General features: G+C 50.6%; 16 protein-coding genes. 14 read left to right on the forward strand and 2 right to left on the reverse strand.

What is annotated here, in order from left to right; translation table 11 throughout:
* Nucleotides 1-187: 187 nt before the first annotated feature.
* Nucleotides 188-3,082, reverse strand: a complete 2,895-nt coding sequence (locus RIC19_RS03345; protein ID WP_350176825.1) for a helix-turn-helix and ligand-binding sensor domain-containing protein — start codon at nucleotides 3,080-3,082, stop codon at nucleotides 188-190.
* 225 nt (nucleotides 3,083-3,307) lie between these two features.
* Between RIC19_RS03345 and RIC19_RS03350 the strand changes: the two genes are divergently transcribed.
* From RIC19_RS03350 to RIC19_RS03415, 14 genes are all read left to right on the forward strand, one after another.
* Nucleotides 3,308-6,451, forward strand: coding sequence for a glycoside hydrolase family 2 TIM barrel-domain containing protein (locus RIC19_RS03350; RefSeq protein WP_350176827.1), 3,144 nt, complete (start codon nucleotides 3,308-3,310; stop codon nucleotides 6,449-6,451).
* A 27-nt stretch (nucleotides 6,452-6,478) separates the two neighbouring features.
* On the forward strand, nucleotides 6,479-7,891 hold the full coding sequence (locus tag RIC19_RS03355; protein WP_350176829.1) for an Ig-like domain-containing protein: 1,413 nt from the start codon (nucleotides 6,479-6,481) through the stop codon (nucleotides 7,889-7,891).
* A gap of 213 nt (nucleotides 7,892-8,104) precedes the next feature.
* Nucleotides 8,105-8,956 carry a glycoside hydrolase family 16 protein gene (locus RIC19_RS03360; RefSeq protein WP_350176831.1) on the forward strand — a complete coding sequence of 284 codons (852 nt, stop codon included), beginning with the start codon at nucleotides 8,105-8,107 and terminating at the stop codon, nucleotides 8,954-8,956.
* 122 nt (nucleotides 8,957-9,078) lie between these two features.
* Nucleotides 9,079-12,522: a 1,3-beta-D-glucan phosphorylase, GH149 family gene (locus RIC19_RS03365; protein ID WP_350176833.1), complete on the forward strand. Its 3,444-nt coding sequence runs from the start codon at nucleotides 9,079-9,081 to the stop codon at nucleotides 12,520-12,522.
* Between the two features lie 44 nt (nucleotides 12,523-12,566).
* Nucleotides 12,567-13,844 (forward strand): glycosyl hydrolase family 17 protein, encoded by a 1,278-nt coding sequence (locus tag RIC19_RS03370; protein ID WP_502930818.1) that lies wholly within the window; start codon nucleotides 12,567-12,569, stop codon nucleotides 13,842-13,844.
* Nucleotides 13,845-13,937: 93 nt separating this feature from the next.
* Entirely contained in the window at nucleotides 13,938-15,380 is a 1,443-nt protein-coding gene (locus RIC19_RS03375) for a glycoside hydrolase family 30 protein (RefSeq protein WP_502930819.1), read from the forward strand.
* 10 nt (nucleotides 15,381-15,390) lie between these two features.
* Entirely contained in the window at nucleotides 15,391-17,796 is a 2,406-nt protein-coding gene (locus RIC19_RS03380; RefSeq protein ID WP_350176839.1) for an MFS transporter, read from the forward strand.
* A 47-nt stretch (nucleotides 17,797-17,843) separates the two neighbouring features.
* Complete coding sequence (locus tag RIC19_RS03385) at nucleotides 17,844-18,731, forward strand: glycoside hydrolase family 17 protein (RefSeq protein WP_350176841.1); 888 nt, start codon at nucleotides 17,844-17,846, stop codon at nucleotides 18,729-18,731.
* Nucleotides 18,731-19,657 (forward strand): glycosyl hydrolase family 17 protein, encoded by a 927-nt coding sequence (locus RIC19_RS03390; RefSeq protein ID WP_350176843.1) that lies wholly within the window; start codon nucleotides 18,731-18,733, stop codon nucleotides 19,655-19,657. Before RIC19_RS03385 ends, RIC19_RS03390 begins: the two co-directional genes overlap by 1 nt.
* Nucleotides 19,658-19,967: 310 nt before the next feature.
* A complete protein-coding gene (locus tag RIC19_RS03395; RefSeq protein WP_350176845.1) occupies nucleotides 19,968-21,800 on the forward strand; it encodes a Xaa-Pro dipeptidyl-peptidase in 1,833 nt (610 codons plus the stop codon).
* Nucleotides 21,801-22,228: 428 nt separating this feature from the next.
* A complete protein-coding gene (locus RIC19_RS03400; protein ID WP_350176847.1) occupies nucleotides 22,229-22,825 on the forward strand; it encodes a hypothetical protein in 597 nt (198 codons plus the stop codon).
* Nucleotides 22,826-22,833: 8 nt separating this feature from the next.
* Nucleotides 22,834-23,343: a hypothetical protein gene (locus RIC19_RS03405; RefSeq protein ID WP_350176849.1), complete on the forward strand. Its 510-nt coding sequence runs from the start codon at nucleotides 22,834-22,836 to the stop codon at nucleotides 23,341-23,343.
* A gap of 79 nt (nucleotides 23,344-23,422) precedes the next feature.
* Nucleotides 23,423-24,481, forward strand: a complete 1,059-nt coding sequence (locus tag RIC19_RS03410; RefSeq protein WP_350176851.1) for a DNA cytosine methyltransferase — start codon at nucleotides 23,423-23,425, stop codon at nucleotides 24,479-24,481.
* Entirely contained in the window at nucleotides 24,481-24,783 is a 303-nt protein-coding gene (locus RIC19_RS03415) for an ATP-binding protein (RefSeq protein WP_350176853.1), read from the forward strand. The genes RIC19_RS03410 and RIC19_RS03415 overlap by 1 nt, the downstream gene beginning before the upstream one ends.
* On the opposite strand, the gene RIC19_RS03420 is transcribed toward RIC19_RS03415, so the two are convergent.
* On the reverse strand, nucleotides 24,758-24,892 hold a 135-nt coding region (locus RIC19_RS03420; RefSeq protein ID WP_350176855.1), incomplete at its 5' end, for a transposase. The two genes, RIC19_RS03415 and RIC19_RS03420, sit on opposite strands and share 26 nt — an antisense overlap.

Consider the following 24,892-nt stretch of genomic DNA (forward strand, 5'->3'; position numbering starts at 1 on the left):
GGCACTGAGGTTCAAAGGTGCAATCTCTACCTCAGAGTATGTTTGGAGCACCTTTACACTGCAAATCACCTCCAAATAGACTCTCCGCTCCGGGCAAATAGCCGACAAAGGCGTCCGTGTTCCGGTCATAGCGGCAAAGGCCACCATCTGCAACGGTCCCTGGCACCAGCTGCCTGAAAAAACAGCCTCAGTACTCCAAAATAAACTTCGATAAATTTTGCCCTTTCTCCAGCTCCAGCTTCTTGCGCAGGCGGTAGCGGGCCACCTCCACGCCCCGCTGCGAAATGCTGAGGATGTTGGCAATCTCTTTGGTGTTCAGGTTGAGGCGCAGCAGGGTGCACAGTTTTTGCTCGTTCGGGGATAAGTCGGGGTAAGCCTGTTGCAATCGGGTGAGGAAATCACCGTGAACCTTGTCGAAGTGGTATTCGAACTGCTCCCAGTCTTCCTGCAGCTTGAGGTTGATGTCGATCTCTTTGACAATCCGCTCCAGCGATTGTTTGGCTTCTGCCCATTTTCCGTTTTGTTTCAAGTCCTGCAGCGCCTGTTTGATGGAGTCGATGAACTCATTTTTGACCACCAGGTTCATCGTCGAGGCGGCCAACAGGTTATTGACGTGCTGCAGCTCGCTCTGTACTTTTTCCTGTTTCAGCCGGCTGAGAGCTTGTTGCTTTTCTTCTTCAATCTGGTTCAGCTTTTGCTGTTCTTTCTGAAGCGCCATTTGTTGTTTTTGCTCCAGCTGATGGGTTTTGCGCTGAAACCGCCGCTTCTGGAACCTGAAAAGAGCCAGGAGGGCGGTTAGCGCCAACAGCAGGTACAGGGTTTTTGCAAAGGTGCTAAGGTAAAACGGGGGCGTAACGGTCACCTTCAACGGCTGGCTGGTAATGGTTTTGCCCAGGTAGCTCCGGGCTTGTGCCCTGAACTCGTATGTGCCGGGCTTTAGGTTGGTGTACTCCTTGCTCGTGGTGTTGGTCCAGGGGCTGTAGTGTTCATCGAAGCCCTTCAGGATATACCGGAATTTGGTGTCGTTCAAATTGGAAAACTGGAAGGCTTCAATACCGAACTTGATGATTTTGGTGCCCGGGTCTACCCCAACCTCCGCACTTGCCACGGGGGCCGGAGCAAAAGGGCTGATGCTGCGCAATTCCTGATCTCTGGAAACGCTGTAGACTTGCTTGGTAATAATCGGGTGCTGAATACGCTGCCGGTCTTCGGCCTCCGGTGTATAGTGGACAAAGCCTTCATTTGCGGAGAACAGGATACCCTGGTTGATGTGGACTGATGCGTGGAGCAGGTCATTGTTGAGGTGGTACCTCAGCTGGTAAAGGGAAGAAGGCTGGAATTGGTAGTTGTCCTGACTGACCTTGTCATAAAAGCCGACGCCGTTGTCATAAAGTAAGTGGACGTTATTCTTCTGGTCTTGTGCGATCAGGTAAATGGGCTGCTGATCAATATCTTCCGAAAACCGGCGGGTGTTTGATATCGTGCTGGTCTCGGGGTCCAAACGGTAGAGCCCGATAGATGTTGCGAGGTATAGCTGGTCTTCCACCCGTGCCAGTACGATCTGCTCATTTTGAAGCTGGAGCGAATCGACCGCTATGGGTTCAGATTGTACCGACTGCAGGTCAGGGGAAAGCGAAAGCCGGTACAGGCCTTTATAATACTGGCTGACCCAAATCCGCCCCTGCCGGTCTTCTTCAAAAAAGCGGCTGGACAGGTCGAAGCCCTCAATGGGCCGGATAAACTCCAGCAACTGTTGGGAATTGATTTTGAAGAGATAGAGCCCGAAGTACCCGCCGCCAATCGCGTAGTTGGGGTTGGACTGCAGGGGTTTGACGGCCCAGATCCCATCGGTGGCGGCCACTTGCCGGGCCTGCCCGTTTTCCAGCAGGAAGAGCCCCCGGTGATGGCCGGCGTACAGCCGCCCACCAATTTCTTCAATACCATAGGCCGGCCCTTCGGTACCTTTCAGGAAACGGCTCTTTTCCCTGCCCTGCCCAAGGAAGTAGATGCCGCTGGAGGTGGTGAAGTAGGTGCCTTCCCTGGTTTCAAAGCCTTCGTACCCACTACCTTGCAGGTCAATGGCTTTCCCGATCAGCCGCATGGGGGAATTGATGTGGATGAGGGCAATCCCGTTTTGCATCCCGACCCACAGATTGCCTTCGTAGTCCTGATAACTGCGCAGGCAGGCGTTGGTGGCCAGGCCCGCATCAACGGTTATGCGTTCCAGGACCTGGGTTTGGGGGTCGAATAAAAACAAACCGGCCGTTTGTGTGGCGATCGCCAGCCTCCGGTCAGAAAGCATCAGCACATGGTTGACATAAGTGCCTGCCAGGGCCTGGGTCAGGGCGGTATAGGGTTGGCGCTCCTCTATGGGCGTTCGGTACTCTACCTCGCCTGAATTGTAAAACAAGAGATAGCCCTGATGATGGACGACCATCCCTGCCAGGATACCCCTGAGCGGGCTGAAGCCACTTACGGCTGATAATTGCAGGCCATTAATCTCAAACAACGCTCCATGTTGGGTCTGCGCAAAGAGCTTACCGTTAACCGCAAAACACCGTTTCAGCCCGTCTTGATGGTTCAAGACCTCTATAGTAGCTCCATTGTAAACGTAAATACCCTGGAAGGTACAGAAATACACCTTTTTCCCCACCAGAAAAACATCCCAAACCTCATCAAAGCCCTGATGCGCAACGGGCACCGCACTGGTCAGCGAGACATACTGCCAGTCTTGCTCGAAGTATCCGAATTCGCCCTGCGCGCCAACGTACAACCGATTGCTGCTTTCGTCAAACGCCAGGGACCGGTTTTTTTTGCCGCTCTTGTAGTTGTAGCGCTCCCATTCTTTCCCATTGAAAGAGAGCACGCAAAGATTGTTAGCCACAAACATCCGCATGTCCCGGTTTTGGGCAAAATCGATGTTCTGAATGCCGGCTTTATAGTCTGCAGGAGAGAAATTTTGAATGGGATAGATGCCCTTTGCGGGCTGTCCGGAGGACAAAAACGGTACCGTCAGCAAAAAACTGAAGATGAATGTGAGGTGAGTGCCCCAACGGGAAATGTGAAAGTTCTTGAAGATCATAAAAATTTGGTTTCCAAGAATTTAATTTGGTTAGTGTTTGGTTTTGTAGTGGCGAAATTAGTCAAAATGAAAGAAATGATGAGTAAAGTTTTCATTCATTTAGGTTAAAATAATACTTTTTTCAGTTAACATAGCATCGGTTTTTAAATGATCGAATTACACTGCATCCTCATTTATGCCGTACTGAAGGTTCAGTACGCCCTAAACTGAATAAAACCTCGTTGTATGTTGAAAAGAAGTTTAACCTTATTATTGTTGCCACTGTTTGCGCTCTCCGCGCTCGGGCAGGCAGCCGACGTCAAGGTCGTTCAAAGCGATCAGGGCATGAAACTCGTCGTCAACGGTTCTGATTTCATGATCAATGGCATGAACTGGGACTACATCCCTATCGGTACCAATACGGTAAATGCTGATTTTTGGAAAAAATCGGACGATATTATCAAGGCCGGACTGGACGCAGAGATGTCTCTTCTGAAGAACATGAACGTCAATGTGATCCGGCAGTACACTGGTGTTCCGGCAAGATGGATTAAGTACATTTATGAGAATTATGGCATCTACACCATGCTCAACCATTCTTTTGGCAGATATGGGCTCACCTTAGATGGCGTATGGACTCCGGTTACTCTTTATGATAACCCGAGGACTCAGGAGTACCTGATGGAAGAAGTGACCCAACTGGTAGACGAGTATAAAAACACACCCGGGCTTTTACTGTATCTGCTGGGTAATGAGAACAACTACGGCCTGTTCTGGCAGGGAGCGGAAACGGAGGATTTCCCTGATGATGAAAAAAGGATCCAATTCATTGGAGAGCAGAGGGGAAGGCCTATGTATAAATTGATGAACGATGCTGCCAAGGCAATGAAGGCTATTGACCCTTCCCACCCGGTGGCCATTTGTAATGGTGATGTGCTGTTTATCGACATCATTGCAGAGGAGTGTAAAGATGTAGACATCTACGGAACGAATACCTACCGGGGCGTTTCCTTTGGTGATATGTTTCAGGTGGTGAAAGACAAGCTCAACAAACCGATCATGTTTACCGAATTTGGCGCGGATGCATTCAATGCCAAAGAAAATGCCGAAGACCAGAAAATGCAAGCCTACTATATGGTGGGCAACTGGAGAGAGATCTACGAGAATGCTGCCGGCGTTGGGAAAGTAGGCAACTCTATCGGTGGTTTCACTTTCCAGTTCAGCGATGGCTGGTGGAAATATGGATTTGATGACCGGGAAAACGCAGACGTACATGACAATAACGCTTCCTGGTCTAACGGCGGTTATAACATAGACTTCGTTGAGGGCGGGAACAACATGAACGAAGAGTGGTTTGGCATTTGTGCCAAAGGGCCTACCAGCGAAAGAGGGTTGTACACGCTTTATCCAAGAGCGGCTTACTATGCCCTGAAAGAAGCCCATCAGTTAGACCCTTATTCGTCTGGTACGACCGTCACCTCGGTCAATGCTTACTTTGATAATATACAGCTCATGGATGCCGTGCTGAGAGCACGGGGAGACAAAGCGGCTCTGGGAGACAACAAGAAACTCAGCCTGAGTAGTTTCAGAGCTGAGTTGGAGACCTTTAATACCGGTGGAACGTTGATCACTACGCCCGATTCGCCCGACCCGGCGGCTCAAACCAACCCCAATCTGGCTGCTTATCCGGATGAACTGGGCTTTGACCATATGCAGTCTTTCTTTTTTGGTGTGGAAGCCAATCCAACTCCAAATCTGAGAGCTGGTGCCAATTTCAACTTAGTGGGCAATGTAGCCGATAACCCGATCGATGAAATTTTCTACGAAAACATCATTCGCGACCGTGGAGGCAACGGGATCAGGAGCGATGGCAATTTAAGGCTATACAATGCTGAGGTGGACTGGACCGCAGAGGATTTCGACTTGAGGGCATTCTACAGAACGGGCCACTTTCACTGGGGGTACGAAGGCGACTTTTTTGGCTTGTACCCGGAAGCGAACTACGGCCCCAACCTGGATATCTACAACGGAGAAATCCTGGGGATGGAGCTGGATGGTAAAAAAGCCCTGGAAGGGCTGCATGTGGCTTTTGGCCCTCAATTGTGGTGGGGAGCCAACCCGGCAGTGCTGGTGAAATACGGCCGCGAAATCAACAGGTTCAAAGTTACCGGTGTCTTCCACGAAGATATTGATGATGCTCCGGAATTTGTGACTTCCATAGCCGTGCCTATGCCTAAAACCCGGAGGGCTACCATTCATGTAGAACGTGAACTGGGGCCGTTGAACCTTGAAGTAGGCGGCATCTGGGGAGGATCGCCCCTGAATGGGCGGAGCTTCCAGATCGTTGAAGGCGAACCGGGCCGTTACGAAGTCTACGAAGATCAGATCAACCCCTCCGACAACTGGGGGGGCAAAGCCAAAGTCAAATTTTCAAAAGGAGCCTTCAACTGGTACGCACAGGGTTCCGTAATGGGGCTGGTTGCCAACGGCGGAGCAGACCCAACCCTCACTTTTGCAGGATGGAGATTGAGGGATAATGGTAGCGGGAACCAAAATAATTTCTTAACCGGATTTACGTATACGATCGGTAAATTCCAAATCGCACCGAACTTCCTGTGGCAAAAGCCACTCGTTGACCCTATTCCCAATGATGTGCAGGGGCCAGGGCGGCTCAGGAACATTCTTGACGACCCCTTCGCTGTGAGAGGAAACCGGGAAACCGTTGCCGGAGAATTATTGATCACCTATGACCCTACTCCGGGTACCTGGATGTACGAATGGGACAACGACCGGGCGGAAGATGCCAAATTTGCCATGAGCGCCGGTTTCGTTTATCGCCATCTGCCTACTGCTCAGGATGCCGCTATCGGTTTCTTGGGTAATCGTACCTCCTTTGCGTTTCCAGGGTCTGCTCCTGCACAAGACTTGTGGGAAGGCAACATCAGAGCGGTCTCTAAATTGAACCCGGACCTGGGGATTATCACGAATATCTTATTCGGAACGGCTCAGGCCAATGGTGATAGCGACAGATTGCTCGAGCGTTATGCTATGGATGTGAGGGCCATCTACAAAAAGTACAAGTTGATTTCTCACTTCAAGATCAATGACTGGGGCCCTTTTGACTACCATCGGGACTTCAACTTGACCTACCCTGTGCAGTTAATGTTGGATCTGTCCACAACGCTGGGCAAGCCCGATTGGTTTATATTGCCAAGTACTCAACTGGGCGTGCGCTGGACCTGGCGTTCTTTAAACGAGTTTTCCCCTCGCTATCTTCCAATTCAAACGGCTTCCGAGTTTGCCACAGAGCCAGCCATCAGCCCGGTAGGCTTTGATAACGGGACCGAGTGGGAATTCAGAACTTACATTCACGTTAACATCGGGAAATAAACAACCGTTGTGAAAAACAAAAAACTCATGAAGAAGAAAATAGTCATGAAATCAAATATCCTGTTCTTTTTAGGATTTATTTTGCTCGTCAGTAATTGCACAAGAGACCTTTCTGACGAGGCCACTATTGCGACTTTCCCAAAAAATGGTGACGTCTTCATCGACGGGTTTAGCCCGGGGTTGGAATATCTGCCATTCGGAGATTCTTACTTTGAGGCGTTTACTGTAGAGGAAAGAGAGGTATACCAAGGGGAATCCGCTATGCGATTTGACGTCCCTAATGTAGGGGACCCCAGCGGGCCTTATGCCGGAGCTATTTTTCCGGATTATGGCGGCCGTGACCTTTCCAGTTTCGATGCACTTACTTTTTGGGCGAAAGCCAGCAAAAGAGCCACCATCAATGAGATTGGTTTTGGACAAGACTTTGGAGAGGATAAGTATGCCGTCACGCTCTTTGGCCTGGAACTGACCACCAACTGGCGTCAATACACCATTGCCATTCCTGATCCGTCCAAACTAACTGAGGTAAGCGGCTTGTTTTGGTACGCTGAAGGACCTGAGGATGGCGAGGGGTACACCTTCTGGGTTGACGAATTGAAATTCGAAAAACTGGGGACGGTGGCCCAACTGAGGCCTTCCATTTATGAAGGTACAGACGCTGCCATTCAAACTTTTGTCGGTGTATCCGTTATGGCTTCCGGACTGAGACAAACCGTTAATTTGGGCAGTGGTCAGGATCAAACCATTAGTGTCGCTCCGGCTTACTTCGAATTCACTTCTTCTGATCCCAGCGTAGCAACCGTTGATGAAGAGGGCAATATTACGGGCGTAAGTCCGGGAGAAACCGTGATCACCGCTACTTTAAATGGGGTAGAGGCAACAGGCTCTGCCACAGTGACGGTCGCTAATGAATTCAATGGCGCTCCGGAACCTACTCAGGACCCCGCTGATGTGATTTCTATTTTCTCGGATGCGTACACCAACCAACCGGTAGATTATTATAACGGTTACTGGGCACCCTTTCAAACTACTCAGGGGCAAGATGATGTCAATATTGGCGGAGATAACATCATTGCCTACACGGAGTTGAACTTCGTAGGTATTCAGTTTTTGGAGGATGCCCCGACGATCAATGCCGCTTCCATGACGCACTTTCACGTAGACATTCAGCCCAGAGAGCCTATACAGCCCGGAGATTTCCTGACGGTCAGAGTGGCTGATATTGGCCCGGATAATACCTTTGGTACGGGCGATGATTCTAGCGGGGAAATTACGATTAATAGTTCCAGCCTGACAGAGGGGGAATGGTATAGCCTTGATGTTCCGTTTTCAAGCATGCCCAGCCTGACCGGCCGATCAAATTTGGCACAGGTCATCTTTGTTTCAGATGCGACGATCTCCAGTATTTACGTTGATAACATCTATTTCTACCAGCAGTAGTCATTGTATAGTTCTCCACGGTAAAGTCTGTGAAAAGGATTAAGAGCGCGTTGGGACTTTTGTCTTCTAGTCGAAAACTAACCATTTTTTGGTTAGACGAGGCACGAAAACCGGAGTTTAGCCTTAGCTAATAGGAGGATTTCCGCTCTAAGTCAGGATTCACAAATTTCACCCTGGAGAACTATAAACATCAAAAAGTAAAACAAAATAAAAATGCAGACACCATTTTTTAAAACATACAGACCTGCCATCAACCTCCTTTTTTCACTGGCCTTAGCGCTTGGGGTTATGGGGTGCGAGCCAGATGAAACACAAACAGTGACCACTTTCACCGACCTTGTGTTTGAGGATAACTTTGATGTGGACGGCCCAATTGATGAGTCCTCCTGGAATTATGAGATTGGGAACGGCATCAATAACGGGCTGCCCGTTGGCTGGGGCAATAACGAACTACAGTATTATACAGACCGCCCGGAGAACATTAAGGTCGAAGGGGGCATGTTGCACATCACGGCACTTCGGGAAAGTTTTCAGGGGTCTACCTTTACCTCTGCCCGTATAACGACCAAAGACAAAGTGGAACAGCGGTACGGGCGTATCGAAGCGCGTATGCAATTGCCATGGGGGAGAGGCCTCTGGCCCGCATTCTGGATGCTGGGCAGCAATATTGACGAAGTGGAATGGCCACAGTGCGGCGAGATCGATATTATGGAATACCGGGGCCAAGACCCTTCCACACTTATCGGAAGTGTTCACGGACCAGGTTATTCTGCCGGAGAGGCGGTAAGTAAAGAGTATGTTTTGCCTAATGACCGATTTGATACGGGTTTCCATATCTTCGGCATTGAGTGGGGCCCGGATTATATTAATTTTTACGTAGATGATGTGTTGTACAATCAGATAACGCCTGAAGATGTAGAGGGGGAATGGGTGTTTGATCAGCCGTTTTACATGCTTTTGAATGTCGCCGTGGGAGGAGATTTCGTTGGGCCGGTCGGTCTTAATACCGTTTTCCCACAGACCTTGCTTGTCGACTACGTCAGGGTGTATAACGGGTCAAACTAAGCGCTTGTTGGGGATTTGCTTTTGGAGCAGTCCAAAGTGTAAAAATCCCAATAAGCTGGAATAGACTTGATCCCTGACGCATCAAGTCTGATAACATTAGCTAAAATAAACAGCCAACCTTTATGGGTGACCACCAAACCGCTTCTGCCGTCAATATCGAACGGGTAAAAATTGAAGGCGAAGCTTACTTCAAAATCTCCAATAGCAATGCCATGCGCCCTTTCTTCATGAGCATCGTCAGTGACTCCAATCACTGGATGTTCATCGCCAGCAACGGCGGGTTGACGGCGGGGCGGAAAAATTCAGAGTACGCGCTATTTCCTTACTATACCGATGACAAGATCACGGAATCCGCCGAAGTGACCGGCAGCAAATCGCTGTTCCGGGTCAGCAAAGGCGGGGAAAGCCTGCTCTGGGAGCCCTTTTCCATCCGTCAGGAGGGCCAGTATACCGTTAGCCGGAACCTCTACAAAAACACCTACGGCAACAAGGTGCTATTCGAGGAAATCAACCACGATTTAGGGCTGACTTTCCGCTACAAGTGGGCCTCGAGCGATGCCTTTGGCTTCGTCCGGCAGTCTACCCTGGTCAACCAGAACGAAGAAGCGGTTTCGGTGCACCTGTTGGATGGTATTCAGAACATCCTGCCACAGGGCGTGAACAGCGACCTGCAAACGCGGCAAAGCAACCTGGTGGATGCTTACAAAAAGAGCGAGCTGGAAAAACCTTCCGGGCTGGGCATCTACGCCCTTAGCGCTATCATCGTAGACCGGGCGGAACCCAGCGAAGCGCTCAAGGCAAATATCGCCTGGTCCTGCGGGCTGGAATCTCCCACTTACCTGCTGTCTTCCCTGCAGTTGGACGCCTTCAGAAAAGGGCTGGAACTGGAAGAAGAAATCGACATGAAGGCCGAAAAGGGGGCCTACTTCGTCAGCCAGGAAATCCAGCTGGAGCCCCATGCAGAAAAGCAGTGGATGATCTTGGCCGATGTGAACAAGAACCATGCTGATATCGCCCGGATCATGCACGAAATTGAAGCCACTGCGGATCTTCCCGGGGCGGTCCGGGCAGATATCCGTACGGGCACCCAACGGCTGATTGCCCTGAATGCTGCTGCCGATGGGTTCCAATTGACGGCGGATGGGTTCCGGGATGCCCGGCACTTCTCCAATGTCCTCTTCAATATCATGAGGGGCGGTATTTTTGACCACCACTACCAGATGGAGAAGGAGGACCTGCGCCAGTATTTGGCGAAAGCCAACACCTTGGTCTTCAAAGCTGCAAAGCCGCTGTTGGACGGCCTTCCGGACCTCTTTACCCTGGGGGCGTTGCGCAGCGCTGCACAATCTACCGGCAACCCCCACCTGCTGCGGTTGTGCCTGGAGTACCTGCCCCTGAAGTTCAGCCGCCGGCACGGCGACCCGAGCCGGCCCTGGAACAAATTTTCTATCAACACCCGCAGTGAAGTGGATGGCTCGAAAATACTGGACTACGAGGGCAACTGGCGGGATATTTTCCAAAACTGGGAAGCCCTGGCGCACTCTTATCCACGGTTTGTGGAGAGCATGGTCCATAAGTTCCTCAACGCGACGACCTTCGATGGCTACAACCCTTACCGGGTGACCAAAGACGGCTTTGACTGGGAGACCATCGAGCCGGATGATGCCTGGTCTTACATCGGCTACTGGGGCGATCATCAGATCATCTACCTGCTGAAGCTGCTGGAGTTTTGGGAGCAGGCAGCACCCGGTGATTTGCAACGGTACTTTAACGAAGACCTCTTCGTCTATGCGAACGTGCCTTACAAAATCAAGCCCTTCGGGAAGATCCTGGAGGATTCCAAGGATACGATTGAGTTCGACTTTGAAGCCGACGAGTCCATCCGTGAAAAGCGGGAGCAGATCGGGGCAGACGGTGCGCTGCTCAGTGATCAGAGTGGTGACATTTACCGCGTCAATTTCATAGAGAAAATTCTGGCTTCCCTGCTCGCCAAACTATCCAATTTCATACCCGAGGGCGGCATTTGGATGAACACCCAGCGGCCCGAGTGGAACGATGCGAATAATGCTCTCGTGGGCAACGGTGTATCTATGGTGACGCTCTACTACATGCGCCGGTTCCTGCATTTCTTTGATGATCTGTTTGCCCAAACGGAGGTGTCTTCCGTTCGGGTTTCTGCGGAATTGCTGGACTGCTTCGAAGGCATCTTCAAAACGTTCAACGTACATCAGGAGCAGTTGTCCGGAGCTTTCAGCGATAAAGGCCGCATGGCCGTCCTTACCGGGCTTGGCGAGGCCGGCAGCCGGTACCGGACGAAGATCTATACTCACGCTTTTTCCGGCCAGAAACACGAGCTGAGCGTTGAAGACCTGAAAGCCTTCGTCAAAATCAGCCAGGCTTACCTGGACCACGCCATCGCTGCCAACAAACGTGCCGATGGGCTCTACCACGCCTACAATCTGATGGCTGTGGAAGAAGACGGGGGCGTATCCATTGATTACCTCGACGAAATGCTGGAGGGGCAGGTGGCGGTACTGAGTGCCGGTGCCCTCTCTGCGGCCGAAGCACTGGAAGTCCTGGACGGGCTAAAAGGCAGTGCCTTATTCCGCAATGATCAGTACAGCTATATCTTGTACCCCAACAAAGACCTGGGCCGGTTTATGGCCAAAAATAACATCCCTGAAGACCTGGTCCAGCAATCCAGCCTCTTCCAAAAACTGCTCGAAGACGGGCATACCGGGATTGTTTATAAGGACATCAATGGCACTTACCATTTCAATGGCAATTTCAAGAATGCCAACGACCTGAAAGCCGGGCTGGATGGTCTGACGGGAACGCCTTATCAGGCCCTGGCGGAAGCGGACCGGAAAGCGGCACTGAAAATATTCGAGCAGGTATTCAACCACAAAGCCTTCACCGGGCGGTCGGGCACCTTTTTCGGGTACGAAGGGCTGGGTTCCATCTACTGGCACATGGTCTCCAAGCTACAGCTGGCTGTTCAGGAATGCTGCCTCAGCGCGATTGCTGAACAGGCGAGCCCGAAAGTAGTCGGCCGGTTGCTGGAGCATTACTACGAAATCAACGAAGGCATTGGCGTTCACAAATCGCCGGAACTCTACGGGGCATTCCCTACCGACCCTTACTCCCACACGCCGGCTGGCAAAGGAGCACAGCAACCGGGCATGACCGGGCAGGTGAAAGAAGACATTCTGAGCCGCTTCGGAGAGCTGGGCGTCTTTTTCAACGAGGGGCAGCTGCAGTTTGACCCCTGCCTGTTGCGCAAAGAGGAGTTCCTGAATGCGCCCCGTACTTTCCACTACCTTGACCTAGCGGGCAAGGCACAGGACATTAAGCTGGAAGCCGGTTCCCTCGCCTTTACGATTTGCCAGGTGCCGGTGGTTTATCAGCTCGGTGGCCCCGCCGGGCTGCAGGTGGTACTCCGGGACGGTACGCAGCAGCGTTCGGAAGCGACGGTACTGAGCAAAGCGCTCAGCCGTGAAGTCTTCGGGCGTACCGGCAACGTGACAAGGGTAACCGTTTCCCTGGATCCAAAAGCATTGAAGTAGCCATGCAAAAACACAAATCCAAACGATTGACTAGCCTGATTATAATGGCTGCGCTGGGCGCAGCCGCCATTGCCTTTTTTAGTTTCGGTTGTAGCCCCTCAGGAGAAAAGGGCGATGCCACCCGTTCAGAAAAACCAGATAAAGTGACCGCCGCCGGTATTTTGGGCAACCCAGAATACCGCGCCATTTCCTACGGGGGCTACCGGACCAACAGCCGCGACGTTCAACCTTCTGTTCAGGAACTGAAGGAAGACATGTTGCTGCTGCAAGCCCTGGGCATCAAAGTGCTGCGGACTTACAACACGCACCTTGCACAGGCTTCCAATATACTGGCGGCCATCCGCGAGCTGAAAGCGGAGGACCCGGGCTTCGAGATGTACGTTATGCTCGGTGCCTGGATAGACTGCAAAGGGGCCTTTACCGCCAACCCGGACCATAGCGTTGAGGACGTGGAATCCAATACGGCCGAAATCGCGGAGGCTGTCCGGTTGGCCAACCAATACCCGGATATCGTTAAGATCATTGCGGTGGGCAACGAAGCGATGGTCAAATGGGCCACGAGCTACTTTGTACAGCCCGGGGTGATCCTGAAGTGGGTCAACCACCTGCAGGGGCTGAAAGCCAAGGGTGAATTGCCCAAAGACCTCTGGATCACGAGCTCCGACAACTTCGCCTCCTGGGGCGGTGGCGGGGCGGAGTACCATGTGCCCGATCTGGAAAAGCTGGTGCGGGCCGTGGACTTTGTGTCTCTGCACACTTACCCTATGCACGATACGCATTACAACGATGACTTCTGGGGAATTACGGAAGCCGAGGCTGGCCTTTCCAAAACCGATCAGGCCGAAGCGGCGATGGACCGTGCCGTGCAGTATGCGCAAACGCAATATCAGCAGGTCATGGATTATGTTCGCGGGCTGGGCGCAACCGACAAACCCATTCACATTGGGGAGACCGGTTGGGCTACGAGCTCCAACGGGTTCTTCAGCCCGGAAGGCTCAAAAGCCGTCGATGAATACAAGTCGGCCCTCTACCATGACGGTATGCGGGCGTGGACCGATCAGGCAGGTATCAGCTGCTTTTACTTCGAGGCTTTTGATGAAAACTGGAAAGACGCCCCCAATCCCGGTGGTTCTGAAAACCACTTTGGGCTGTTCACCATTGACGGCAAAGCCAAATATGCCCTTTGGGACCTGGTCGATGAAGGCGTCTTTGAAGGCCTGGGCCGGGGCGGCCAACCGGTTACCAAAACCTACGATGGGGATGAAGCCGCATTACTGGAAACCGTAGCGGCCCCGCCGCCGATGCCGGAGCCTGCGGAGTAATACCGGCGCATGCCAGCATTGCACTAACCAAAACCAAAACAGCTAAAACCTATGACAAAAATATTCCCTTTACCCGTTCTACTAGCCGTTATTATGCTTGCAGGATGCCAGTCTGAAAACCCACTGCCGATGGACGTTTACGAAACCTCCGCGGCGGGCCATCAGCTTACCCCTTTGAAGGATTTCGCTGAAGCGGAAAACCCCGTGGCCCTAAAACTGAAGCCGGAGGAAACCTTTCAGACCATCACCGGCTTTGGAGGCTCCTTCACCGAGGCCTCGGCTTACCTGCTCAACCAACTCAGCCCGGAGAACCGCCGCAAGGTGATCGAGGCGTACTTCGGGCCGGAAGGGGCGAGGTACTCCCTGACCCGCACGCACATGAATTCCTGCGACTTTTCGTTGGGCCAGTATTCCTACGCACCGGTAGCGGGCGATACGGCCCTGCAAAACTTTACTATCGAGGAAGACCGGGACGATATAATCCCTATGATCAAAGATGCGATGGCGGCCTCAGCGGACGGCTTTAAGATCATCGCTTCCCCCTGGACTGCACCGCCCTGGATGAAAGACAATAACGACTGGATGGGCGGAAAGCTCCTTCCAGAATATTACGATACCTGGGCCTTGTTCTTTTCCAAATACGCAGCGGCTTATCAGACAGAAGGGATTGACATCTGGGGCTTTACCGTAGAGAATGAGCCCCTGGGCAATGACAACAACTGGGAAAGCATGCACTTTACCCCGGAAGAGATGACCGCTTTTGTACAAAACCACCTCGGGCCTAAGCTGGAAGCCGACGGCCGCGAAGTCAAAGTCCTGGGCTACGACCAAAACCGGGAGCACCTGAAAGAATGGGTGGATGAGATGTACAAAAATGAGCAAACCTCAAAGTATTTCGATGGCACGGCCATCCACTGGTATGCAAGTACTTATGAGGTCTTCCCGGAAGAACTGCAGTATGCCCACGAAAAGGCCCCAGATAAATACCTCATTCAGACGGAAGCCTGTGTGGATGCTGAAGTTCCCAAATGGCAAGACGATGCCTGGTACTGGTCTAAAGAAGGCACCGACTGGGGCTGGGACTGGGCACCGGAAGACCAAAAGCACCTCCACCCCAAATACGTGCCGGTATACCGCTACGCCCGCGACATCATCGGCTGCCTGAACAATCATGTAGACGGGTGGGTGGACTGGAATATGGTCCTCAACCGGCAGGGCGGCCCCAACTGGTTTAAGAACTGGTGCGTAGCGCCGGTGATTGTGGACCCGGAGCAAGACGAAGTGTATTTCACACCGATCTATCATACCCTTGCGCATTTCAGCAAGTTCATACGGCCCGGCGCTACGCGCATTGGGTTTGACAACCCTGATGAGGCCCTTCAGGTGACGGCAGCGAGGAACCCCGATGGTTCTATTGCCGTAGTCCTTTTCAACCCCACTGAACAGGAAAAGCCCTTTTCGATTACGCTGGGCGGGCAAACCGCTCAGGCGACTATCAGCAAGCAAGCGATTCAAACCATAATGATTACCCAATAAAAGACCAGCGATGAGTAATACAGCAACAGTAAAACACAAAGTTGCCTTCGGGCAAAAAGTCGCCTTCGGGCTCGGTATGCTCGCCAATCAGATGTTCCCGGCCGTGCTGGGGATATTCATGGTTGTACTGGTACAGAACTTAGGCTTCCCGGGTTGGATGTGGGGGGTCATTTACTTCTTCCCCCGGATCTTTGATTCTTTCACAGACCCTATCATGGGCTTTATTTCGGATAACACGAAGTCCAAATGGGGGCGGCGCAGGCAGTATGTGATGGCTGGTGCCATTATTATGGGCGTTGCTTTTGTAGCGATGTGGCAGCTCTACAAAACGGACCCTTCAACGGGGGTGCCGGTGTCACTCACTTACAATTTTACCTACTTCATGATTTGGTCCTTTATTTTCTACCTGGGGCTGACGATCTTCAGTGTGCCTTACGTAGCGATGGGCTATGAGATGAGCGACGATTTTCACGAGCGTACCAATATCATGGCTACGGCACAGTGGATCGGGCAGTGGGCGTGGGTGATCGCGCCCTGGTTTTGGGTGATTATGTATGACAACGGCCCGGACGGGTGGTTTGCGGATGCGGAGACCGCCACAAGGACGCTCGCCTTTTGGGTGGGCATTGTGCTGATGGTGGTGGCTATGATGCCCGCTATATTTATCAAAAGTGAATCCACCCTGGATAGAGACTATTCCCCTATGACGCTAAAAAACATAGGTGGAAGTTTCAATGAAATCATTCTGGGCTTTAAGGAAGCACTGCGGATCAAGCCTTTCAGAAAGCTGTGTATCTCTACATTTTTCATTTTCAATGCGTTCAACACCGTAGCGACCTTCACCTTTTTCATCATTGTTTATCACCTGTTTAATGGTGATTCCGATGCGGCGAATGCTGGGTTTTGGCCTACGCTTTTCGGAAGTTTAGGAGCCATTTCGACGACCTTTATCGTCATCCCGATTGTTGCCTGGCTGTCCCGCAAAATCGGTAAGAAGCAAGCCTTTATTTTGTCACAGGGCATTTCCATTATTGGCTACGTGATGCTGTGGTTCCTTCTGATCCCCGGCAAGCCTTATATGTTTATCTTTGCCCTGCCTTTCTTCTCCTTTGGTATCGGAAGCCTGTTCACCCTCATGATGTCGATGACTTCTGATGTGATCGATTTGGATGAGTTGAATACTGGTAAGCGCCGGGAAGGCATCTTTGGCGCTATCTACTGGTGGATGGTGAAGTTTGGCTTTGCCATTGCCGGCGGGCTGAGCGGCGTCATTTTATCCATCGTTGGGTTTCAGGAAGGCATTCCGGGCACGGAACAGGAAGGGGCCATCACCGGCTTGCGCGTCGTCTTCTCCGGGCTGCCCATCTTGGGTACGCTGATCGCGATGTACGTGATGCGCGATTACAGTGTAACCGAAGAAAAAGCACTGGAAGTACGCCGGGTGCTGGACCGCCGCAAAGCGCTGAAAGGCAGCTCATCGGCTTATCTGCCGGGCAAATTGCTGTCCATCAAGTCTGGGTTGCACCTGAATGGCGCAACGGGCGTGAACTTTACCGGCAAATCCACGCAGGACATCAAAGGGCTATTTGCTGAAAAGCTGGAACAAAACCTCCACGGCCTCTGCTTTAGCCCCTACGTGGAAGGGCAGGCAGCCGGTGATATCTTATCAAAAGAGCAAATCCGCCGGCGTATGGAAATCATCATGCCGCATACGGAGTGGATCCGTTCCTTCTCCTGTACCGAAGGCAACGAGCTCATCCCCCGCATTGCGCACGAAAAGGGCCTGAAAACGATGGTGGGCGCCTGGATCAGCAGCGACAAAGCGCGCAACGAGGAAGAAATCAAAGCGTTGGTGGCTCTGGCCAAAGAAGGGCTGGTAGACATCGCTACCGTCGGTAATGAAGTGCTGCTGCGGAATGAATTATCAGAACAGGAGGTCATCCGGTACCTGGAGCGGGTGAAAGCTTTATTGCCAGCGGGCATCCCGGTAGGCTATGTGGACGCCTATTACGAGTTCCTGGAACGGCCCGCACTGGTCGCTGCCTGCGATATCATCCCGATCAACTGCTATCCTTTCTGGGAAGGGGCGGACAACAACCACGCACTGTTGTTCCTGCAGCAGATGTACGAGCTGTCGACCCAAGCCGCCGACGGCAGGAAAGTGATCATTGCAGAAACGGGCTGGCCGAGCGCCGGGCAGGCAGTGGAGTCCGCGAAGCCTTCAACGGAGAACGCTATGAAGTACTTCATCAATGCACAAGAATGGGCAAAGAGTAATGACATTGACTTATTCTACTTCTCCTCCTTCGATGAATCCTGGAAAGTATACCACGAAGGAGAGGTGGGTACCCGCTGGGGGCTTTGGGATAAGCATGAAAAGCCTAAATTTGTAGCTGAAAATATAAAAACCAACTAGCGTTTAAGAAGATGTACATTCAGAAACGCTACTAAACGAATCGGTATATGTCAATCAGGGTAGAAAGACTGGAAGGCCTTAAAGGAATCGATTATTCTGGTCAGAGTGCGGAAAGCCTGGGCGAATTGTTCCAGGACGTGCTGGGCAATGGCCTGCATGGCTTGTGCTACAGCGCCTACGACGAGGGCCAGGAGCCGGGCTCCATCCTCAAAAAGGAACAGATCAGAAGGCGAATGAGCATCATTGCGCCTCACATCAAATGGATTCGGAGCTTCTCTTGCATTGAGGGCAATGAACTGGTGCCTGAGGTCGCCCGGGAGTTTGGCCTCAAAACGCTGGTGGGCGCCTGGCTGGGTGATGACAAAGACCTGAACGAGCAGGAAATCGAAGGACTGATCCGGCAGGCGAAAGCTGGCTACGTCGATATTGCCGCTGTTGGCAATGAAGTGATGTACCGGGGCGACCTCTCAGAAGAGGAGTTGCTGGAGCACATTGCCCACGTGCGGGAAGCCCTGCCCTCGAATATTCCGGTGGGGTACGTGGACGCCTACTATGAGTTCAGTGCCCGGCCAAAGATTACGCAGGCCTGTGATGTCATTTTGGCCAATTGTTACCCTTACTGGGAAGGCTGCCATATTGATTACAGCCTCCTGCATGCCAAGCAAATGTACTATCAGGCGCTGCACGCCGGGCAAGGCAAGAAAGTCATCATCACCGAAACCGGCTGGCCCAGTCAGGGCACCGGGCTGGGGGATGCGCAGCCTTCTCACATCAATGCCCTGCGGTACTTTCTGAACATTCAGCAGTGGACCAATCAGGACAATATCGGGGTGTTCTACTTCTCCTCTTTTGACGAATCCTGGAAGGTAGGTGATGAAGGAGACGTAGGCGCCTATTGGGGCCTGTGGGACAAAAACGAAAAGCTGAAATTTTAATGGATCAAAACAACCGTTTGCCCTTTCCCTACGGAAGGGCAATTTGTTACTCTGGCTTCCGGGATGGGCAACATCCTGATGGGGAATACCCAACCGGTGAACAGATTCTGGAAGACCTGCTGATGCTGCAAGGGCATTGGAAATACCTGCGCTTGTACGATTGCGACCCGCACGCCGCGCTCGTCCTGAAAGTCATCGAGCAGGAAAAGCTGGACTTTCAGGTGATGCTGGGCGCCTACATCGTAGCGGAAATGAATAACTACGGCTGCCCCTGGGGCGGTGGTGTATATTCCGAAGCAGAACTGGAAGCCAATAAAGCGAAGAACGATGCGCAAATTCAAAAGCTCATCGAGTGGGCCAATGCTCACCCCGGCATCGTTTGTTCCACCTCTGCCGGCAATGAGGCTTGTGTAGACTGGACCGATCACTACGTGCCCATCGGGCGGGTGATTGCGTTCGTGCGCCGGCTCAAAGCCAATACCAGGCAGCCGGTTACCTTTTGCGAGAACTACGTGCCTTGGCTGCACAAGCTCCGCCCGCTGGTGCAGGAAGTCGACTTCATCTCCATCCACACCTATCCGGTTTGGGAGTACAAGCACATCCACGAAGCCCTGGAGTACACCAAAGAGAATTACTACGGCGTAGCTGACCTGTACCAGGATACGCCCGTGGTCATCACCGAAGCGGGCTGGACCACCCGCTCCAACGGTCAGGGTATTGACCCCGGCCACGTTAACGAGGGGCTGCAAAAAGCCTACTACGATGACCTGATGGGCTGGACCGATGCCGAGCAGATCCTCACCTTCGTCTTCGAGGCTTTCGATGAGCCCTGGAAAGGGTCGCCGGACCCCCTGGAGCCGGAAAAGCACTGGGGGCTGTTCCGGGCAGACCGTACCCCGAAGCCGGTAGTGGAAAATTTGGTGTAGTAGCGATGGGGGCTACGTAATGTGAACCGGAGTTAGCGCTTGTTGGGATTTTGCTTTCAGCAGTGTAAAATCCCAACAAGTTCTCAGGGTTTTGTCAAGTATCAAATTACGGGTAGTACCAGGCCAGTAAGCACTGCAAGGCTTCGGAGAAGTCGCATGTCCCCCTCAGCCAAAGGGGATGCCCTTTCTGCTCCTCTCTGTCCGCCCCACTTTTCATACTTTACAAAGCAAGAGGCAGGCAAAGAAGCGCTCAGGTTTCCCCATATCGCCCCACTTTTCTATCTTGGACGGCACAAAACCAACCCTGTCCATGCAACACCTACTCCGATCAGTAATATGCACCGGGCTGTTCAGCCTGGCCCTCGCTATTCAAGCTTCCGCTCAGGTACAACCCATCTTCAAAGAAGGCGAAGCGCAGGTCGTTCCTGCTTTTGAAAATGCCGACGACTGGATTCGCCACGACCTGTGGGTGGAAACGGCTTTCGATACGGACGGGGACGACAAGCCCGACCGTATGCACGTCTCCGTGACCCGCCCCAAACAAACAGAAACAGCAGGGCTGAAGCTCCCCGTGGTGTACGTCAGCAGCCCCTATTTTGCAGGTGTAGCCCCCAACGTAGAAGGCCTATTCTGGGAAGTCCGCCACGAGTTGGGGGACATCGGCCCGGAACGGGCACACCCCGAGATTGAAACCCGCACCAACCGGCCCATTATTTCCAATTCGCACATTCGGGAGTGGGTGCCCAGAGGGTATATCGTGGTGCATTCTTCCTCTCCCGGCACCGGGCTTTCACAGGGCGCGCCGACGGTAGGGGGCGATAACGAATCCCTGGCCCCCAAAGCGGTGATCGACTGGCTGTGCGGGCGCGCCAAAGGCTACACTACGCCCGACGGTAAGGAAGAAGTGGAAGCCTACTGGTCGACCGGCAAAGTAGGCATGACCGGCACCTCTTACAACGGCACCCTGCCTTTGGCGGCAGCCACCACCGGCGTGGAAGGGCTGGAAGCCATTATCCCGATCGCGCCCAATACCTCTTACTACCATTATTACCGCAGCAACGGGCTGGTACGGTCGCCCGGCGGGTACCTGGGCGAAGATATTGATGTGCTCTATGACTTCATTCACAGTGGTGACCCCAAGAAGCGGGCCTACAATAACGCTACGGTAAGAGACCAGGAAATGCGTGAGGGCATGGACCGCCGTACGGGCGACTACAACGACTTCTGGGCAGGCCGCGATTACCTGAATGACATGGAGCCGATGAAAGCCGCCCTGTTGATGTCCCACGGCTTCAACGACTGGAATGTTATGCCGGAGCACAGTTACCGCATCTACAAAGCGGCGAAGGACAAAGGGCTGCCCGCACAGATTTACTACCATCAGAAAGGGCACGGTGGCCCACCGCCTATGCGCATCATGAACCGCTGGTTTACGCGCTACCTGCACGGCGTGGAAAACGGGGTGGAAGAAGACCCGCGCGCCTGGATCGTCCGGGAGTCTGAGGAGAACAGCAACCCCACCGCCTACGATGCCTATCCTCATCCGGAAGCCGCACCTGTCACCTTTTTTCTGGAAGGCGGTGCACCCGGGCAGGGTGCCCTGCGCCTGCAGCCCGCCTCCGCGCCCGGTACAGAAACGCTGACCGACAACTTCTCCTTTGATGGGAAAGTACTGGCAAAAGCCGAATACACCGACCACCGGTTGATGTACCTGACGCCCACCCTTCAGGAAGACCTGCACATTTCGGGCCTGCCCCGCGTCACCGTACGCTTGTCGAGCAGCAAGCCCGCCGCCAATCTGTCCGTATGGCTCGTCTCCCTGCCCTGGCAGGAAGGGCGGCGTGCCCAAATTACCGACAACATCATCACCCGCGGCTGGGCAGATCCGCAGAACCACGCCTCAATACGCGAAAGCGAACCCCTGAAACCCGGGCAGTACTATACCGTTTCCTTTGACCTTCAGCCCGATGACCAAGTCATTCCCGCGGGTCAGCAAATAGGGCTGATGATCTTCTCTTCCGACCGGGACTTCACCCTCTGGCCGGACCCCGGCACGGAGCTGACCGTCGACCTGAGTGGTACGAAGCTGGTGCTGCCGGTTGTGGGTGGGGAAGAGCAGGTGGTGAAGGGGGTGGGGGAGTAGCGTTTCCCCGTATTTTATAGACGCTGTTTGGGTGCTAACATAGCATCTCCAAATAAGCGCTAAGGCTCAGGGCTTGTGCATTGTGAATTGGCAGGTGAGCATCTTTGGGTTCAATTGGGTTGCTTTTCCAACCACAATGTTTTATATTGTGGTGGTTTAAAGTCAATGGTGGTCCGTGCATCAATCGGCTAATCCGAAATAATGCGGCATGGTTCTGATTTTATAGCCCGGGGGTGCCTGACTTTTACGCTCTGAGCAGTTATTATCCGTTTACAAACGGTTATAATCGTTTGTAAACGGATGGCAGGCTGTAATAAATTGATTATCAGGGTATTAATTTGTGGTGGGGGAGTGTGTAGGTGGGTGTATGTAATGGGGGGGGGATGTTCGTATATATCCTAGTTGGCTGCAACCAAAAAAAATAGAAAATGAAAATAAAGCACCTGCAAGCATTAGTAAATCAAGCCTATATAAGGCGGATTAAGATTGAAGCAGAATTACTCTCAGGAAGATATCCGAAAGAGAAATCTCATGAATTACTAATTGAATATGCAAATTTTCAATTAGTGGAAATTGAATTGAGAAAATTGCTAAATGAAGTCACTAAACTTGTTGAAAAAGCCAAGCAATTTTTGACTTCGAATCCAGATGTTGACGCAGATAACACTCTTGCCAAGGAAATCAGAGAAGAAATAGCACATAGCTATAAAGGATTACCTTTAGGAATTTCTGAAAGAGCAATAAAATTTACAAAATCGTACCATATCAGACAGAAAGAAGAAAGGGAGGTTATGAAAAAATTGGTTCAGTCTAATAAGAATCCTATTATCGGGAAATATAAAATAGATGAAGACATTGAGGTTCAAGGCACCAAAGAAGATTTTATGGCTATTTCAGAATTGTTTGAATTAGAAGATTTAAAAATTTCGGAATGCTTGAACAATTATAAAGAAGAAGTACAGAAACTTATAAATCTTGAGAATACAAATCGGGGAATTCTTATAATTCTTGAAACTTTTAAATAATTGAATACATGGAAAATTTCAAACTATATTGCGAAATAGCATCGCACCTAATTACTTTATTGGGCGTTCCTGTCGCAATTTATGCTTACCTCCAAGAGAAATCAAAGGAAAGAAGGGAACGTGAATATGGGACATATAATGCATTAGATGACAAGTATATTGAATTTCTAAATCTATGCTTAGAGAATTCTGATTTAGATATCTATCATGTAGCAAAAAAAGGAGATAATGAATATACACCTGACCAAAAGGAACGAGAAACAATAATATTCGAAATTCTTATCTCTATTCTTGAAAGAGCCTTCTTGATGTATCGTGACCAAAATTCAAAAGTTAAAAGAGAACAATGGGAGGGGTGGAATGGCTATATGGAAGATTGGCTAAAAAGAGAAAATTTTCAGAGGGCGTGGGAGGAATTAGGTTATCAATGGGAAGTCAATTTCGAGAATCATATGAATGAAATCCATAAAAAAGTTAAGGCAGCAGCCAACAACGTGCAGAACGACCATCCCGCCTAAACGGCGGCACGGCGTCTGCACCGAACCGTTAGTGCCAACAAAAGAAAAGAAGTACCTTTGTATCAAAGAGAATGTTTATATGAATATTAATCAAAATATATCAGCAATTGATCTTTTCTGTGGAATAGGGGGGCTATCCTATGGACTTAAAAAAGCTGGTATTAGTATTAAGGCTGGAATTGACCAAGATAAGACTTGTCAATACGCATATACACAGAATAACAAAGCTGATTTCATCGGAGAAGATGTTTCTAATATTACTGGGAAGGAATTAATAAACAAATACTGGCAGGATGACGGAATAAAAATCTTGGTTGGTTGTGCACCTTGCCAACCATTTTCTACTCATTCTAATAAAGTAAAGGGTAAGGAAAAAACGACTAAATGGAATTTGCTCAATGAGTTTTTAAGACTAATTGAAGATACAGAACCTCATATAGTTTCCATGGAGAATGTTCCGAATTTATCAAATAAGGCAATTTTTAAAGATTTCAAATCAACTTTAGAATCTCTAGGTTACGAAGTAACATATCAGAACGTATTTTGCCCTGATTATGGAATTCCTCAAAAACGTAGAAGACTGGTTCTTCTCGCCTCACAATTTGGAGAAATTAACTTAATTAGCAAAACAAAAACCCCTGACAATTATAAGACTGTAAAAGATGCTATTGGACAGTTACCAAGATTAAAAAATGGTGAGAAATCTAAAACTGATGCTCTTCACTTTACAACTGAGCTTTCAGAAATCAATGTTAAAAGGATAAAATCTTCAAAGCCAAATGGCACTTGGCTTGATTGGGATGAAAGTTTAAGATTAGAATGCCATAAAAAATCAACTGGTAACACATATAAGTCAGTATATGGCAGAATGAGTTGGTACGAACCTTCACCTACAATCACGACTCAATTTTATAATTATGGCACAGGTCGATTTGGGCATCCTGAACAAAATAGGGCTTTGACAATTAGAGAGGCAGCATTACTACAGACGTTCCCCAAAAACTACAAATTCTACAAAAGCGAAGAGGAAATAGCATTAACGAAAATGGGAGTTCACATTGGTAATGCCGTTCCTGTTGATTTAGGCTATGTAATTGGAAAGAGTATCATTGAACATTTAAAACAACACGACATTTAATGAACCAATATACTTTCAACATATCATTAAGTGTTCTCAATCACTTAGGACGCAATCTGTACAGGAGTTTTATAACAGTATTAGGAGAGGCTATTTCAAATTCTTGGGATGCAGAAGCTGATAATGTATGGATATATTTAAATAGAGAGGAAAACTATCTTGTAATAAAGGACGATGGCAATGGAATGGATGAAGATGCATTTCAAAATAAATTCTTAAAAATTGGATATTCTAAAAGAAAAGACGGTGAAACTACTACACCAAATAAAAATGGCTCTATGCGGATTTGTGTGGGTATTTAAGATTGAGTTTACCTGCTAATAAATAAATCATAGTGATGAAGTTATTGATATTCCGGTACCCTCTTGCTCTTCTTTTTGCCAATTGAATTTTAGCGTTGATGCCTTCTAA

The sequence above is a fragment of the Phaeodactylibacter sp. genome (assembly GCF_040219495.1).
In the GTDB taxonomy this organism is placed as follows: domain Bacteria; phylum Bacteroidota; class Bacteroidia; order Chitinophagales; family Saprospiraceae; genus Phaeodactylibacter.

Bases quoted from the DNA above. Each gene is read 5' to 3' on its own strand.
- RIC19_RS03345 (WP_350176825.1), bottom strand. From the start codon at position 3,082: ATGATCTTCAAGAACTTTCACATTTCCCGTTGGGGCACTCACCTCACA.
- RIC19_RS03400 (WP_350176847.1), top strand. From the start codon at position 22,229: ATGAAAATAAAGCACCTGCAAGCATTAGTAAATCAAGCCTATATAAGG.
- RIC19_RS03350 (WP_350176827.1), top strand. From the start codon at position 3,308: ATGTTGAAAAGAAGTTTAACCTTATTATTGTTGCCACTGTTTGCGCTC.
- RIC19_RS03405 (WP_350176849.1), top strand. From the start codon at position 22,834: ATGGAAAATTTCAAACTATATTGCGAAATAGCATCGCACCTAATTACT.
- RIC19_RS03415 (WP_350176853.1), top strand. From the start codon at position 24,481: ATGAACCAATATACTTTCAACATATCATTAAGTGTTCTCAATCACTTA.
- RIC19_RS03370 (WP_502930818.1), top strand. From the start codon at position 12,567: ATGGCTGCGCTGGGCGCAGCCGCCATTGCCTTTTTTAGTTTCGGTTGT.
- RIC19_RS03360 (WP_350176831.1), top strand. From the start codon at position 8,105: ATGCAGACACCATTTTTTAAAACATACAGACCTGCCATCAACCTCCTT.
- RIC19_RS03355 (WP_350176829.1), top strand. From the start codon at position 6,479: ATGAAGAAGAAAATAGTCATGAAATCAAATATCCTGTTCTTTTTAGGA.
- RIC19_RS03385 (WP_350176841.1), top strand. From the start codon at position 17,844: ATGTCAATCAGGGTAGAAAGACTGGAAGGCCTTAAAGGAATCGATTAT.
- RIC19_RS03395 (WP_350176845.1), top strand. From the start codon at position 19,968: ATGCAACACCTACTCCGATCAGTAATATGCACCGGGCTGTTCAGCCTG.
- RIC19_RS03390 (WP_350176843.1), top strand. From the start codon at position 18,731: ATGGATCAAAACAACCGTTTGCCCTTTCCCTACGGAAGGGCAATTTGT.
- RIC19_RS03375 (WP_502930819.1), top strand. From the start codon at position 13,938: ATGCTTGCAGGATGCCAGTCTGAAAACCCACTGCCGATGGACGTTTAC.
- RIC19_RS03365 (WP_350176833.1), top strand. From the start codon at position 9,079: ATGGGTGACCACCAAACCGCTTCTGCCGTCAATATCGAACGGGTAAAA.
- RIC19_RS03380 (WP_350176839.1), top strand. From the start codon at position 15,391: ATGAGTAATACAGCAACAGTAAAACACAAAGTTGCCTTCGGGCAAAAA.
- RIC19_RS03410 (WP_350176851.1), top strand. From the start codon at position 23,423: ATGAATATTAATCAAAATATATCAGCAATTGATCTTTTCTGTGGAATA.